Annotated in this window: 12 protein-coding genes; 8 read left to right on the top strand and 4 right to left on the bottom strand. The window is 63.5% G+C overall.

Features of this window, described 5'->3' with window-relative positions:
* Positions 1 to 3 precede the first annotated feature (3 nt).
* The 4 genes from AC1D1B_RS08580 to lptF all read right to left on the bottom strand — a co-directional run bounded on the left by AC1D1B_RS08580 (position 4) and on the right by lptF (position 5,731).
* The gene (locus AC1D1B_RS08580; protein ID WP_477331158.1) at positions 4 to 933 is read right to left on the bottom strand and encodes a SurA N-terminal domain-containing protein; all 930 of its coding nucleotides are present in this window, start codon (positions 931 to 933) and stop codon (positions 4 to 6) included.
* A gap of 75 nt (positions 934 to 1,008) precedes the next feature.
* A complete protein-coding gene (locus AC1D1B_RS08575; RefSeq protein ID WP_477331156.1) occupies positions 1,009 to 3,447 on the bottom strand; it encodes an LPS-assembly protein LptD in 2,439 nt (812 codons plus the stop codon).
* A complete protein-coding gene (gene lptG, locus AC1D1B_RS08570) occupies positions 3,447 to 4,529 on the bottom strand; it encodes an LPS export ABC transporter permease LptG (protein ID WP_477264605.1) in 1,083 nt (360 codons plus the stop codon). The genes AC1D1B_RS08575 and lptG overlap by 1 nt, the downstream gene beginning before the upstream one ends.
* Positions 4,530 to 4,531: 2 nt before the next feature.
* Positions 4,532 to 5,731: an LPS export ABC transporter permease LptF gene (gene lptF, locus AC1D1B_RS08565; RefSeq protein ID WP_477331154.1), complete on the bottom strand. Its 1,200-nt coding sequence runs from the start codon at positions 5,729 to 5,731 to the stop codon at positions 4,532 to 4,534.
* A 373-nt stretch (positions 5,732 to 6,104) separates the two neighbouring features.
* Here lptF and AC1D1B_RS08560 point away from each other — a divergent pair, with 373 nt between their 5' ends.
* The 8 genes from AC1D1B_RS08560 to AC1D1B_RS08525 all read left to right on the top strand — a co-directional run bounded on the left by AC1D1B_RS08560 (position 6,105) and on the right by AC1D1B_RS08525 (position 14,340).
* Positions 6,105 to 7,595, top strand: coding sequence for a leucyl aminopeptidase (locus tag AC1D1B_RS08560; RefSeq protein ID WP_477331152.1), 1,491 nt, complete (start codon positions 6,105 to 6,107; stop codon positions 7,593 to 7,595).
* 10 nt (positions 7,596 to 7,605) lie between these two features.
* On the top strand, positions 7,606 to 8,055 hold the full coding sequence (locus AC1D1B_RS08555; protein ID WP_477331150.1) for a DNA polymerase III subunit chi: 450 nt from the start codon (positions 7,606 to 7,608) through the stop codon (positions 8,053 to 8,055).
* Between the two features lie 95 nt (positions 8,056 to 8,150).
* Positions 8,151 to 9,140: a 3-oxoacyl-[acyl-carrier-protein] synthase III C-terminal domain-containing protein gene (locus AC1D1B_RS08550; RefSeq protein ID WP_477331148.1), complete on the top strand. Its 990-nt coding sequence runs from the start codon at positions 8,151 to 8,153 to the stop codon at positions 9,138 to 9,140.
* Between the two features lie 2 nt (positions 9,141 to 9,142).
* On the top strand, positions 9,143 to 10,135 hold the full coding sequence (locus AC1D1B_RS08545; RefSeq protein ID WP_477331146.1) for an NAD-dependent epimerase/dehydratase family protein: 993 nt from the start codon (positions 9,143 to 9,145) through the stop codon (positions 10,133 to 10,135).
* Positions 10,132 to 10,956 (top strand): MBL fold metallo-hydrolase, encoded by an 825-nt coding sequence (locus AC1D1B_RS08540; RefSeq protein ID WP_477331144.1) that lies wholly within the window; start codon positions 10,132 to 10,134, stop codon positions 10,954 to 10,956. The genes AC1D1B_RS08545 and AC1D1B_RS08540 overlap by 4 nt, the downstream gene beginning before the upstream one ends.
* Positions 10,953 to 12,209 carry a F390 synthetase-related protein gene (locus AC1D1B_RS08535; protein ID WP_477331142.1) on the top strand — a complete coding sequence of 419 codons (1,257 nt, stop codon included), beginning with the start codon at positions 10,953 to 10,955 and terminating at the stop codon, positions 12,207 to 12,209. The genes AC1D1B_RS08540 and AC1D1B_RS08535 overlap by 4 nt, the downstream gene beginning before the upstream one ends.
* Positions 12,206 to 13,339 carry a GNAT family N-acetyltransferase gene (locus tag AC1D1B_RS08530; RefSeq protein WP_477331140.1) on the top strand — a complete coding sequence of 378 codons (1,134 nt, stop codon included), beginning with the start codon at positions 12,206 to 12,208 and terminating at the stop codon, positions 13,337 to 13,339. The genes AC1D1B_RS08535 and AC1D1B_RS08530 overlap by 4 nt, the downstream gene beginning before the upstream one ends.
* Positions 13,336 to 14,340, top strand: a complete 1,005-nt coding sequence (locus AC1D1B_RS08525; RefSeq protein WP_477331138.1) for a Rieske 2Fe-2S domain-containing protein — start codon at positions 13,336 to 13,338, stop codon at positions 14,338 to 14,340. The genes AC1D1B_RS08530 and AC1D1B_RS08525 overlap by 4 nt, the downstream gene beginning before the upstream one ends.
* Positions 14,341 to 14,353: the final 13 nt, after the last annotated feature.

Genomic DNA, 14,353 nt, shown 5'->3' with positions numbered 1-14,353 from the left:
GTTTCAGCGCGTGACGATCTTGGCTTTCGCCTTCAGCTCCTCGACATATTTGGCCGAGAGTTCGTCGGCGTTCTTGTCGCCGCTGCCTTCGCTCTGGAACACCATTTGGGCAGCCTTGTCGTCGGAAACCTCACGTGACGAGCAGATTCCGATGAATTCGATGCCGCGATCGGTCTCGCGCACGGTCGTGGCGCCGCCCAGCTTGGTGGCCTTGATCTGCTCGGCCCAGTCCGGCGGCAGTTGCGGCGCCAGCACCCGGGGGAGGTCGCGAACGGTGACGTCGATGAGGCCCTTGGCGAATTCACGTGTGGTGGCGCAGCCGTTGAAGCGGGCGCGCATGGCCTCGGCCTCACGCTTGCGTTTGGCGAGTGTGGCGCTGCGCTCGGCCTTCGGCACCACGAAGATCACCTGCTGCAGCATGTACTCGGTGGCGCTCGGCTTGGCGCCGCCTTTTTCGAGCATGTGCTTGACCAGGTCCTGTTCGCTCACCTGCCCGCCGCCGCCGCTATAGCGCGCGCTCAGCGCCTGGTTCCACGCCATCTGGGCGCGGATGAATTCCTTGAAATGCTCCTTGGTCACGCCGGACTGCGCCATGACACCGTCGAGCTGCTTGAGCTGCATCTTGTTGGTCGAGGCAAAGCGCTGATAGGCGGCCTCGACCTGAGCGTCGGTGACGCGGATGCCAAGGCGCCTGGCCTCCGCCATGCGCAGCGTCTGGTCGATCATTTCCTGGCCGGCATCACCCTTTTTGCGCTGCAGTTTCAGGAAGGCAGCCCGGTGCGCGATGTCGCCGGTGGTGATCGGCATGTTGTTGACGACATACTTGATTTCACTGGCGAAGGCCGGCGGCGTCATCATGGTAACTGAGACCGAGGTCGCCGCTACCAGGAGCGCGAATCCTGCCGAAAACAGGTATTTCCTCATCGAAAGCATCCCAATTCTAGCCCGGTTTTGGATGAGCGAATGCCGTGCCCGCTCTATGCGGCAAAACGATGTCGTCAGCCGGCTCTACTGGATGGTGTCGATCGAGCTTTGTGACGAGCCGAAATCGCCGAGCGTGCGGAACGACAGGTTGAAGCCGATATTCTGCGACACTTCCCTAGTGTTGATGTCGCGTGATTCCGAGTACGTCATCAAATAGGTGAAGCAGGAATCATTGTAGGCGAAGCCGACCCCGTCCTTGACCAGCACGCTTTGCTGCAGGTCGTAGGTGCCGGTGCCGAAGACTCGCCAGTTCTGAGCCAGGTGCGTCGAGGCGCCGAGCGTGACTTCGTGGCGATCGGTGGTGAAACCGTAGAGCGGCTGCGCCTGGATGAACGCGTATTTGGCGCTCAGCGAAACCGGCAGGCCGGAATAGGCGGCCTTCACCTCGGCGCGGCGAACTTCGAAGCTCTGCTCGTCAAAGCGGCCGCTGAACGAGCCGGAGAAGCCGCTCGGGCTGCTGAAGCCAATAAGGCCGACATAATCGGAGGTCGAAGTCTCCAGGCCGGAATCGGCACCCGCATTGACCAGATCGGCTGAATCGAACGAGTTGCGTCCGCCCATCTGGTAAGATTGGCCAAAGATGGCGTTGGTGCCCCAGCCATTGTCATAGGCGCCCGAATAGCGGAATCCAATATTGGCGCGGCTGCCGCCCTCGACGCGGTCGTAGCCGGAGAACTTGTCGCGTTCGAACAGTGTCGTGGCGTCGAAGACGAAGCTCTGTGCATCCTCGTTGGGAACGGCCAGGCCGCCGACATACTGTTCGTTCGGGCGCATGAAGACCTGCGCCATCGGCTCGACGATATGGCTGGAGCCGGTCATCGAAAACAGCACCGGCCAGCGCATTTCAAGTCCGGCGGTCGCCATATAACGGGCAAAGGAGGACCGCATGTCGTCGGCGGCACCGACATTTGTCGCCATCTGGTTTATCGCAGTCAGCGAAGCCGAAGAAGCATTGAGATAGTCGACGTCGCCCTGCAGAGCCAGAAGTGGCGTCAGCTGCAATCCACCATCGGTGGTGAAGGTACGCTTCCATTCGGCCTCGGCGGTGACGCGACCGGATTCGCCCTCGATGCCGCGCACGCGCTGGACGCCTGAGGCCGGCACGTAGGGGGTGAAATAGGCCTGATCGAGATCGTCACGACGGATGACCCGCGCATTGACGTTGAACGACAGCTGGCCGCCGGCCACCGACATGTCGGGGATGTAGGCATAGTCGAGCGACGGCAGCACCCAGGGCTGCTTGTCGCTACGCGACGAGATGTTGCTGTCCAGCGCGTTTTCCTGAACCTGGAAGCGCATGGCGCGCACATCGAAGTAATTGCGGCCGTTGAGGCCGGTCAGGTAGACCGACGATTGATGCACGGCGTCGTTGTAGCCGTCGATCGTATAGGTGCGCGAGAAATTCTTGTCGGTCTGCAGCAGGATGTCCCAGCCGAAGTCCCAGCGCGGATTGATCGCGAACTGGCCCTTGGTGCCCATCATGCCACGGAACTTGTTCTGATCGCCGATGTCGCCCGAATTGACATTGTGGCCAGCGCTAGTGGGGAAAGCGGAGCCATCGATGAAGGCGTTGGGGTCTTCCTGCTGGATGCCGGCAATCTTGAGCGTGTACTGGCCGTTGTTGAAGCGCTGGCGCCACTCGGCCTCGCCGAGGAAACCCTGCTTGGTATAGCCGCTACCGGTGACCGTGAGGTCGTAGGTCGGCGACAAGGCGAAATAGTAGGGGACTTTGACGCCGACGCCGAGATCGGAGTTGAAGGAGATGCTGGGGATCAGGAAGCCGCTTTTGCGCTTGACCGTCGGGTCGGCGATCTCGAACGCCGGCAGATAGGCGAGCGGGAAGCCGAAGAATTCGAAATTCGCGTTCTCGAAGCGAACCGTCTTCTTTTCGCCGTTCCAGATAATCTTCCTGGCTTTGACCCGCCATGTCGGCGCCTTGTCCGGCTTGTCTTCGCAAGGTTCGCAGGCTGTGTAGACACCGTTGTGGAACGTCGTCAGCACGCCGCCCATGCGTTCGGCGCTTTCGGCGGCGAAATAGGCCTTTTCGGGGGTTTCGACGCGCAGCGCATTGACGAAACCGTCGGCGAAATCGTCGGTAATATCGATATGCTGCGAGTTGATCTTGGTGCCGTCGCTGTTGACGATCTCGACATTGCCGCTGGCGAGGAGCCGCTTGGTGTTGCGATCATACACGACACGCTGGGCGACGAGCTTGTTGCCGCCGTAGTCGATCTGGACGCCACCGATGGCGGTGACCGTCTGGTTGTCGTTGTTATAGACGAGCGTGTCGGCCGCCAGCAGCATCTGGGTGCCGGAGGGAACTTTCGTTGCCACGTCGGTGACGTCCTGCGCCAGCGCGGGGGCCGTCAGCACGCCGCAAGCAAGCAGGCACGCCAAGGCGCTCGCCGAATAAAGGCGCGCCAAACCGGCCTGCCTATGGCTGCGCAAAGCCGCCTCCCTCACTAGCCGTCTTCCTTGTATAGCAGGAATGTCACCCCAAAGAACATAGCCACGACAACCGGAACCCATGCAGCCACGGCTGTGGGCACGAATCCCGCCACGCCGAATGCCTTGACCAATACCGAAACGACATAAAGCAGAAAGCCGGCGAGGACGCCACCCAGAATCATCGTTGCCGACTGCCCCATCCTCGCAAATCGCATTGAAACTGTTGCCGCAATTAGCGTCATGGCCACAAGCAGGAACGGTAACGCCACCAGCGAATCGAACTGCATGGCGAAGGCATTTGCCTTGAGGCCGAAGGAGCGGGCAACCTCGATCTTGCCGGGAAGCTCGTAAAACGGGATGGTTTCGGGGCGCGCCAGCCGCTCCTGCACGAACTCCGGCTTGAGGTTGGTCGGCAACTGATCGGTCGTTTCCGAGCGGATGTTGCCGTCCTTGAACACCTTCACGTCCTGCAATTCCCAGTAGCCGTCGCGCAGGAAAGCCCGCGCTGCGTCCTTGCGCTCGAGGATATTGCCTTGCGGATCGAGGACGAAGAACACCGCGTCGGCCATCTCCAGGCCCTGGTTGAGGATGGCGCGGGCGCCGATGATGGTGTCACCGGAGCTTGTCTTCTGGCGGATCCACGGCGTGGCATCGGCCGCCACCGCGTTCGAATTGCCGGACCGCAGCTGGTTTTCCATCTGCTCCGACCAGGAAAAGCCGTGCGCGGCGATCGGATTGAGAACGCCGACCGAGAGCACGCCGAATAACAGCGCACCGATGCAGCAGGGCAACAGAAATTGCCAGGCCGACACGCCGGCCGAACGAGCAATCACCAGCTCGTATTTGCGGTTGAGCGACACCAGCGTCGCCATCGCCGAAAACAGGCCGACGAACGGCACCGTCTGCAGCATGATCATCGGCATCCTCAGCGCCGAGATGGCGACCGCCGTGCCATAGGTAAAGCCCGGCAAGCCGGTGATGCGGCCGGACAGTTCGGTGAAGTCGATCAGGAACACCAGTGCCAGGAGGCCGATAAAGAACCAGATCGTGATCGACACGTAGCGGAAGAAGAAGTAGCGGCCCAAGGTCCAGCCCATCGTCAGGCTCCCTGGCCGGATGTGTAGCGCCGGGTGAGGCGCAGCTTGAGCGCCGTCCAGCCATCGCCAACGCGACCGGCGAAATTCGTCATCCAGTCAGCCCAGCGATCGGGCAATTCCATGCTTCGCGAGGTGACGATGAACCAGATGGCGACCGCCGAGGCGACGATCGGCACGCCATAGACCATATAGGCATATTGCGGGATTTTGTCGGCCTTCCCGCCGGCAAAGAAGCCCAGCCAGCGCACCAGCAGCGCAATGGCAATGGCTGTGATCAGGGGATGGATGCGCGCCTCGCGGTGCGAACGTGCATCGCCTGCCACGGCCAGCGCGATCAGCGCGAACACCAGAGAATACGACCATTCGGAAAAGCGCTGGTCGAGCTCGGCCTTGTAGGCGCCGGGCCTGCGCTGGAAGATCTTGTCGTTGGGGTCCGGGTTGAAAAGATACTGCGTCGTTCGGTCCTTGGGCAGGAGCAGGATATCGTTCGCCGCCGACATGAAGGCGGACATGTCGAAGGCGTAGGAGGTGAAGCGGATGACCGACAGGTCGCCGGTCAGCGTCTTGCGATGAATGACGCCGTCATTCATCATCAGCACCTTCTCGTCACCCTTTTCGACGACGCTGCCGCTCTTGGCATAGTAGATCAGATTGGCGCCTTCCTCGCGCGAATCGGCGACGAAGATGCCGCCGAGCCGGTTGTCCGGCAGCCGCTCGCCGATCTGCAGGAACAGCCCGTCGTCGATCTTGCGGAACGTGCCTTCCTGGATGATCAGCGACAAAAGATCGGCGCGCGACGACGCGATCAGCTGGCGGTTCTTCTGCCTGGCATAGGGTTCGACGCCATTGTCGACGGCGAAGGAAAACACGCTGGCCGCCAGCGCGATCAGCAGGACCGGCCGCACAATCGTCCAGCGCGAGGCGCCGGCGGCGTTGATGACGGCCAGTTCCGAATCGGAGTTCATGACGCTGAGCGTCTGCGCTACCGCCACCACCAGGGCGAACGGCACCACGATCGGGATGATAGTGGGGATGATGAGGGCCGCGACCTCGAAGAAGGTCAGCGCCGATTGGCCGCTGTCGGTGACGAGGTCGATGCGGGCGAGTACCTGCGTCGTCCAGACAATGGCCAGTGTCCAGATCAGCGCGGCGAGAAACACCGCCAGCGCGCGACGCATGATGTAGCGTTCAACGACCTTCATGTAAGGCTTTTCTCGATTTGCCGAACGGCATCATGCCCGCAGACAAGGTAGTCGTCCGGCTGCGCCTGTACAACTGGGTGTGTTTGGCCATTTCTTTCAGGCGGTTCGATCCGACTTCCATCCCACATCGCCCGTCCCGCGGGGCGGAGTGTCGGCGGCAATGGATAAGAAAGGGAGAACATCGATGGTTAACAACAGGTTGCGGCAGGAAAGCGGGGCCGTGCCGCGACGAATCGTCATCGATTCCACAGCGGATATGGCCTCCGATTCCGGCAAAGTCTTGCCAAATGAAGGAAAACGACCAAATGTCGCGCATCTTCCCTGAAAACGTATCTTCCCTGAAAATCTGAGCCGTTTCCGAAAGCAGGACCTTATGACTTTGAGACCGTTGATCGCCTTCGCCAAATTTGCCGCGCCCAAAAAGGGCAGCGTCTTCGTGCTGGCGGCCGACGATGGCGGTGTTGGCGAACCGGCAAAGGCTTGCGATCCGGACGGAACGCTGGCGCGGGCGTTTCCGGTGGCGGATTTTTCCGGAAAATTCGCCAGCGTCATCGAAGTGCTGGCGCCGCAGGGGACATCGCTCGACCGGCTGGTGGCGGTGGGCACTGGCAAGGTTGCCGGTCTCGATGACTTTGCCTGGTTGAAGCTTGGCGGCACCATTGCCGCGTCCCTGCGCAAGGCGACGGAAGTGGCCGTTATTCTCGATGTGCCGGGCGCAAAAATTGGCGGCAGGCAAGCGGCGAACCTTGCCGCCGGCATCATCCTGCGCAGCTACTCCTTCGACAAATACAAGACCAGGAAGGACAAGGAAGACGCCGAGCCGAAGAAGCCGGTCAAGGTGACCATCCACACCGCAGATCCGGCCGCCGCGAAAAAGGCCTTCGCCGATGAAGTGGCGGTCATCGACGGCGTGCTTCTTGCGCGCGACCTGGTCAACGAACCCGCCAATGCGCTCGGCCCGGTCGAATTCGCAGCCCGCGCCAAGGAACTGGAAGCGCTCGGCGTCGAAGTCGAGATCCTCACCGAGAAGGAAATGAAGAAGCTCGGCATGGGCTCGCTGCTCGGTGTTGCGCAAGGCTCGCCGCGCGGCGCCCGCATGGCTGTCATGCAATGGAAGGGCGGCAAGGCCAAGGACGCACCGGTCGCCTTCGTCGGCAAGGGCGTCACCTTCGACACCGGTGGCAACTCGATGAAGCCGGCTTCCGGCATGGAGGATATGAAGGGCGACATGGGCGGTGCCGCGGCCGTCATCGGGCTCATCCAGGCGCTGGCCGCGCGCAAGGCCAAGGCCAATGTCGTCGGCATCATCGGGCTGGTGGAAAATGCCGTCGACGGCCACGCCCAGCGCCCCGGCGACATCGTCACCTCGATGTCGGGCCAAACGATCGAAGTGCTCAACACCGATGCCGAAGGCCGCCTCGTGCTGGCCGATGCGCTGTGGTACTGCAACGACCGCTTCCAGCCGAAATTCATGGTCAATCTGGCGACGCTGACCGGCGCCATCATGGTTGCGCTCGGCCAGCACTATGCCGGTCTGTTCGCCAACAATGACGAACTCTCGGACAGGTTGACGGCGGCCGGCCAGGCGACGCAGGAGCGGCTGTGGCGCATGCCGCTCGGCGCCGAATACGACAAGCTGATCGATTCCAAGAACGCTGACATGAAAAACATTGGCGGCCGTTATGGCGGCGCGATCATCGCCGCGCAGTTCCTGCAGCGCTTCGTCAAGGAAACGCCATGGGCGCATCTCGACATCGCCGGCACCGCGATGGGCTCGCCGCCGAGCGAGATCAACCAATCCTGGGGCTCGGGCTTCGGCGTCAGGCTGCTCGACCGCCTGGTGCGCGACAATTACGAGGGATAAAGGCTGAGGCATGGCCGATGTCCTGTTCTACCACCTGACCGAATCGACGCTGGAGGATGCGTTACCCGGCCTGCTCGAGCGCAGCGTCGATCGCGGCTGGCGCGCCGTGGTGCAGACCGGAACCGAGGAACGACGTGACGCGCTCGACCAGCATCTGTGGACATTTCGGGACGATTCGTTCCTGGCGCACGCGACCGACCGCGAAGCCTATCCGGCCGAGCAGCCGATCCTTCTGACCACCAGCGAGGTCAATCCCAATCAGGCGCAAATCCGCTTCCTTGTCGACGGCGCCGCCCCCGCGGATCTCGCCGGCTACGAACGCGCCGTTTTCCTGTTCGACGGCCATGACGCAGCCCAGGTCGAAGGCGCCCGGACGCATTGGAAGACGTTGAAAGAGGCCGGCCACGCCGTGACCTACTGGCAGCAGACGCCCGACCGGCGCTGGGAGCGCAAGGCCTAGAGGGTTGCGCCGACGCGTCTTGAAAACGACGCTGTTATGTCAGAACGATCCGATCTAAGGATTGCGAAAAGCGCAACTCACGCGGCGGGCTGAGAATGCGGGTCAAGATCATCGGAACCGGGCGAGCCGTGCCGGCTCAATGCGTGACGTCGCGCTCTCTCGATGCGCGGCTTGGGCTTGACGATGGCCATCTCGAAGCTGCCACCGGCGTCATCGAACGCTATGTCTGCGAGGCCGAATCGCAAGTTGACCTTGCCTGCGCGGCGGCGCGCCTCGCGCTTGCTGACGCCGGGCTCGGTGCCAGCAGCATCGATCTGGTCATCGGCGGTTGCGGCGTGCCTTACCAGCCGCTGCCGGCGACCGCACCGCTGGTCATGCATCGCCTAGGGCTGGCGGACGGATCGGCCGCCGCCTTCGATGTCAACAGCACCTGCCTCGGCTTCCTCACCGCCTTCGAGACTGCATCGCGCCTGATCGAGGCCGGGCAATACAGGACGGCGCTGGTGTTTTCCTCCGAAATCGCGTCGCGCGCTCTGCCGTGGCAGGACCAGCCGGAAATCGCGGCCCTGTTCGGCGATGGCGCGGCGGCGGCGGTCCTGCAACTGGCAGCGCCCGGAGAGGGCAGGGTAGCGGCCAATCTGATGCGCACCTACCCTTCCGCCTACGAAGCCTGCAGCATCGGCTCCGGCGGCACGCGTTTCGACTTTCATCGCCAGCCGGAGGAATTCGCCCGCCACAGCCTGTTCCACATGGACGGCAAGGAGTTGTTTCGCGTCACCTCACGCCATTTCAACGGCTTCGTTGCCGATTTGCTCGACCGCGCCGGCTGGCAGCGCGACGATGTCGATGTCGTCGTGCCGCACCAGGCAAGCCCTTTCGCGCTTGCGCACATGGTGCGCCAGACCGGTTTTGCCAGCGAAAAGCTGGTCGACATCGCCGCCCGCCACGGCAACCAGATCGCCGCTTCCATTCCCTTTGCGCTCGACGTTGCGCGCCGCGAACGGCGTATCGCGCCAGGCGCCAAGGTGCTGTTCCTCGGCACCTCGGCCGGCGTGTCGTTCGGCGGCATGGCGCTGGAAGCTTGACCGTGGCGCGCGTGCTTGTCACCGGCGCCAGCGGTTTTCTCGGCGCCCATGTCCTGACGCGGTTGGCGGCATCGGGTATACCGGCGCTTGGCGTTGGTCGCGACGCCAAACGTTGCGCTGAGCTCGAAGCCAATGGCCATAAGGTTGTTCGCCTCGATTTGTCTCAACCGTTCGATAGGTCAGCCGATCGCGCGCTCAATGGCGTCGATGCGATCATCCATTGCGCGGCCCTCTCGGCGCCCTTCGGCAGGTTGGCGGATTTCGAGGCAGCCAATGTCGTGGCAACCCGCAGCCTTGTCGATTTCGCACGTCGGCAAGGCGTGCGCCGCTTCGTCCATATCTCCAGCCCGACAGTCTGTTTTGCCTATCGCGACCAGCTCGGCGTTAGCGAAGATGCTGGCCTGCCTCCGCCGGTCAACCACTATGCCCGCACCAAGCGGCAGGCTGAGGAGATCGTGCTGACGGCGCCTGAAATCGGCCCGGTGGTGCTGCGTCCGCGCGGCATCTATGGCGTCGGCGACCGCACCCTGCTGCCGCGCCTGCTGCAGGTGGCGCGGCAGCGCCCGCTGCCGCTGTTTCGCGATGGCCAAGCGCGCATCGATCTCACTCACATCGATGACGTCGTCGACGTGGTGCTTGCCGCACTGTCTGCCGGCAGTGCCGCCGAGAGTCAGATCTTCAACGTCTCCGGCGGAGAGGTGGTGCCGGTGCGCCACATTGCCGAGGCGGCCTGCGCCCGTGCCGGTGTGCAGCCGCGCTGGCGCAAGATGCCGCTATGGCCGGCAATGCTGGCGGCCGGGTTGGCGGAGACGGTGGCTGAGCTTCTGCCCGGCCGGCCCGAACCGCCGGTCACGCGCTACGGTCTTGGCCTGTTCGCCTATGCGCAGAGCCTCGACATTACCAAGGCCGGCCGCATCCTCGACTGGGCACCGAAAGTGTCGTTCGAGGAAGGGCTCGATCGCACCTTCGGCAAGGCGACGGAGGGAACGGCGTGAAGATCGTCTTCGCCAACAGCGCCTTTGTCAGCGCGGCCGAACGCCTGATCCTGCGCGGCGGCAGTTGGACGAAGGTCAGGCTGCGTGTTCGCTACGGGCTGATCCTGCATCCGCAGGTCGGCCCGGTGCTGATCGATACCGGCTACACACCGCACGTGACTCAAGGCAGCGAGCGCAGCACGGCGCTGCGTCTCTACAGTGCGATCCTCCGGCCCGAGCTCAACGAAGCCGAGCAGCCGCAGCCGGTGCTGGCGCGTTTCGGCCTGTCGCCGGAAGATGTTCGCACAGTCATCGTCACTCATTTCCATGCCGACCACATGTCCGGCTTGTCTCTGTTTCCCAATGCCCGCTTCATCGCCAATGACGCTGCCTGGGCGCGCGCAAAGGCCAAGACGGCGTGGCAGAATCTGCGCCATGGCGTGTTCAAGGAACTGTTCCCGCCTGACTTCGAGACCCGGCTCGACGGGCTGTCGTCGAAACGGAAAATCGAGCCGCGCGGTGATGTCCCTGGCGGCGCCGACCTGTTCGGCGACCGCAGCGTTGTCGCCGTCGATCTGCCCGGCCATGCCGATGGCCAGTTCGGCCTGCTGTTCCCCAATCTGGAGCGGCCACTGCTCTACGCCGTCGATGCGCAATGGCTGATCGAAGCCCTTGTCGAAAACCGGACACCCGGTCTGCCGGCTACCCTGCTGGCCGAGGATGCCGGCGAGCTCGATCCGACCAGCGCGATGTTGCGTCGGTTTCTGGCAACCGGCGGCGAGGTCGTGCTTTGTCATGATCCGGCGGTGACGGCCTACGATCTTGATGGAGAAAACGCATGAACGGGCCGGCCGAGGCAATTGGCTCGTTTGTGTTGACGCGATGGCTCTCGCGCAAGAGCCGCGAGAGTTTCGAACGCTGGCAGGCGCATGCCTTGCGTCGCTTTCTCGACCGCGACCTGCCGCGTGCGCCGTTCTATGGCAAAGCGCCGCGCCATCTCGGTGATCTGCCGGTGACCGACAAGGCGACGGTGATGGGCAATTTCGACCACTTCAACATTCATGGCGTCTCAGCCGCGGAGGCCTGGAAGGCGCAGGCCGGTGATGGCCGCATCGGCGAGCTGACGGTCGGCGCCAGCACTGGCACGTCGGGCAATCGCGGCCTGTTCGTCATTTCCGATGCGGAGAAATACCGCTGGCTGGGCACGATCCTGGCCAAGGCCGTACCCGATCTGCTCTGGCGCCGGCAGCGCGTGGCGGTGATCCTGCCGCAAAATACCGGGCTCTACGAGAGCGCGCGCAAATCGCGGCGCATCGACCTCGGCTTCTTCGACCTGACGCGCGGGCCGGAGAGTTGGCGTGCCGCACTCGAGGATTTCGCGCCGACGGTGATCATCGCGCCGCCAAAAATGCTGCGGCATTTCGCGGCCGAGGGCTTTCGGCTGAGGCCTCAGCGCGTCTTCAGCGCCGCCGAAACGCTCGATCCGGTCGATCGTCCGGTCATCGAAACATTCTTCCGGCTGCCACTGGACCAGATCTACATGGCGACGGAGGGGCTGTTCGCCGTCACGTGCCGAAAGGGCGGGCTGCATCTGGCCGAGGATTCTGTGTACTTCGAGTTCGAGCCGGCCGGCGGCGGCCTGGTCATGCCGCTGGTCACCGCCTTTCGTCGCCAGACCCAGATCATGGCGCGCTACCGCATGAACGATCTGTTGCGGCTCTCCGAAACGCCATGCCGTTGCGGTTCGCCACTGCGCACGGTGGACGAGATCGTCGGCCGCATGGACGATGCCTTCCGGCTTGCCTCGCCGCACGGGCAGTTTCTTGTGACGCCCGACATCCTGCGCAACGCCGTGCTCAAAGCCGACAGGCGCATCGACGATTTCCGCCTGGTCCAGACCGCGCCCGATGCGATCGAACTCAGCCTGGCCCCCGGGCTTGCCGACGAAGCCGCTATCGCCGCGCATCGGGCCGTGCGCACGCTGCTGGCGGCGCGCCAGGCGACAGCGACGGTCAGTCTGGTGCGCAAGGACCTGCCGTTGGAGACCGGCCGTAAACTACGCCGGGTCGAATGCCGGTTGGGAGCGGGGCCGTGAACCAGCCTGCCGCATTGCCGCGAGAGCAACTGGACCGGGTGGAGAACAGCCCGCACGACGTCGACGCTTTCGTGCGGCTTTTCAACGAGGTGCCGGTGCGTGACCTCGTCCGCAATCTGACGGTGGCCGTCGAGACTTTCGAGAGCGCCGGCCGCTGCTTCCCGCTGACGCTGAACGACAGAAGCGAAGCGCCGAATTGTTATATCTGCTGCCCGTCCAGCGCCTATATCGACTACGCCATCGACGAGACCCGCAACTTCGTCTCCTCGCCTTTGCTGCAAAGAGCGATCCGGATGCTGATCGGCCTCTGCGCGCCGCTGGTCAGGGCGAGTGGCCTCGACCATCAGGTGCAGGTCAACAACTGGCTCTATTCGACCAATCCGGTGCCACTGCTCGACCGCAAGGCCGTCGCTGCGATCCGCGACGATCTCACCGCGCGCTTTCCCGACCGAGCCATCGTCATCCGCTCGCTGAACGAGATTGCCGATCCCTCGACCATCGCCGCGCTGAAGGCGCAAGGTTTTCGAATGCTGGCGGCGCGACAGATCTACATTTTCACTGAGCGCGGTTCGGCCATGACCAACGACATGAAGCGCGACCGCAAGCAGCTGCGCACGACGTCGTTCGAGATGGTCGGGGATGCCGACTTCAGCGAGGCCGACTATGCGGGCTGCGAGGCGCTCTACCGCATGCTCTATCTCGATAAATACACGCCGCTCAACCCGCACTATACCGCCCGCTACATCAGCGAGATGCACCGTCGCGGCATTCTGCAACTGGCGGGCCTGCGTCGTCCCGGCGGAGAACTGGTCGCCGTCACCGCTTTGTCGAAGAACGGCAGGACACTGACGCAGCCCATCGTCGGTTATGACACCGGCCTGCCGGTGAGCGAAGGCCTCTACCGCATGATGATGGCGTTGGCACAGGACCATGCCACGGCGCATGGCCTGTTCTTCAACATGAGCGCCGGCGCCGCCGCCTTCAAACGCTTGCGCCGTGCCGTGGCGACGGTCGAATACAACGCCGTCTATGCCGGCCATCTGCCGCGCCGCCAACGCGTGGCGGTGCGGATCATGGAATTTGTGCTGGCGAGGATCGGTATTCCCCTGCTCAGGAGATTTGAACTTTGAGCGAAGCCCGGCAGCAAAAAGACAAAGACTATTGGCAGGCGGTGGTGCTGTCGGCCGATGTCAAAGCCAAGCCGAAACGCATCCTGTTCGATGGCGCGCCGTTGGTGCTGTTTCGCTCGACGCAAGGCATCGCCGCCCTGTTCGACCGCTGCGCCCACCGGCTGGTCGAACTGTCGACCGGCAAGGTCGTCGGCGGTGAGATCGAATGCCCCTATCATGGCTGGCGCTACAATGGCGAGGGACGCTGCACAGCAATTCCCGGCCATGTCGGTGACATCCCGCACTATCGCGTCCGCCGCTACAGCGCCATCGAGCGCGACGGCGTCGTCTTCATCTCGTCGGGCACACCCGAGGCCGAGCCCTATCTCCACTGCATGCAGGGCAAGGATGTCGTCGTGAAGCGCGTGCGCAGTTCGGCGCAATCGACGGTTCTCGACGCGGCCGAGAACATTCTCGACGCCACCCACACCCACTTCACCCACAAGGGCGTGCTGCGTGGTCTCACCGCAAAGCGCCATCTCGTGCGCGTCGAGGTGACCGGCGGCGAGGGCTGGGTCGAAAGCTGCTACACCGGCGAGGACCGCCAGCAGGGGCTGGTCAGCCGTCTCCTTGAAGGCGAGCGCGCCAGGACCATCGGCCGTTACCGCCATCCAGGCATCGTCGAACTGGAATATTGGGGAAAGGGCGGTCTGGCGCTGGCGACCACCTTCCATTTGCGCCAAGCGGACGAGCGGACAGTCGAGGGCGTCGGCTGGCTCATCGGCCCACGCCAGGGCCTGTTCGGCGAGCTCAAGGCGCTGGCCTTCCGGCCGCTCTTCGCCTTCGCGCTGCAGCAGGATCGCCGGGTGCTGAAATCGGCCAGCGACAATGCCCGCATCCCGCCGCAAGTGCTGCCGGCGATCGGCCCGCTGGATTTCCTGCGCCGCGACATTGCGGCGATCATGGCAGGCAAGATGCCACCGGCGGCGGCTGAACCGAGAGTGTACCAGATCGAGCTGTAAGAAAACTGCGAGA

It is taken from the genome of Mesorhizobium sp. P2_C5_2 (assembly GCF_056404535.1).
This window is presented reverse-complemented; position numbering and strand designations above follow the sequence as displayed.

Coding starts and splice junctions, on each gene's coding strand:
- AC1D1B_RS08580 (WP_477331158.1), bottom strand. CDS start 933: ATGCTTTCGATGAGGAAATACCTGTTTTCGGCAGGATTCGCGCTCCTG.
- AC1D1B_RS08550 (WP_477331148.1), top strand. CDS start 8,151: ATGCGGGTCAAGATCATCGGAACCGGGCGAGCCGTGCCGGCTCAATGC.
- AC1D1B_RS08555 (WP_477331150.1), top strand. CDS start 7,606: ATGGCCGATGTCCTGTTCTACCACCTGACCGAATCGACGCTGGAGGAT.
- lptG (WP_477264605.1), bottom strand. CDS start 4,529: ATGGGCTGGACCTTGGGCCGCTACTTCTTCTTCCGCTACGTGTCGATC.
- AC1D1B_RS08560 (WP_477331152.1), top strand. CDS start 6,105: ATGACTTTGAGACCGTTGATCGCCTTCGCCAAATTTGCCGCGCCCAAA.
- lptF (WP_477331154.1), bottom strand. CDS start 5,731: ATGAAGGTCGTTGAACGCTACATCATGCGTCGCGCGCTGGCGGTGTTT.
- AC1D1B_RS08535 (WP_477331142.1), top strand. CDS start 10,953: ATGAACGGGCCGGCCGAGGCAATTGGCTCGTTTGTGTTGACGCGATGG.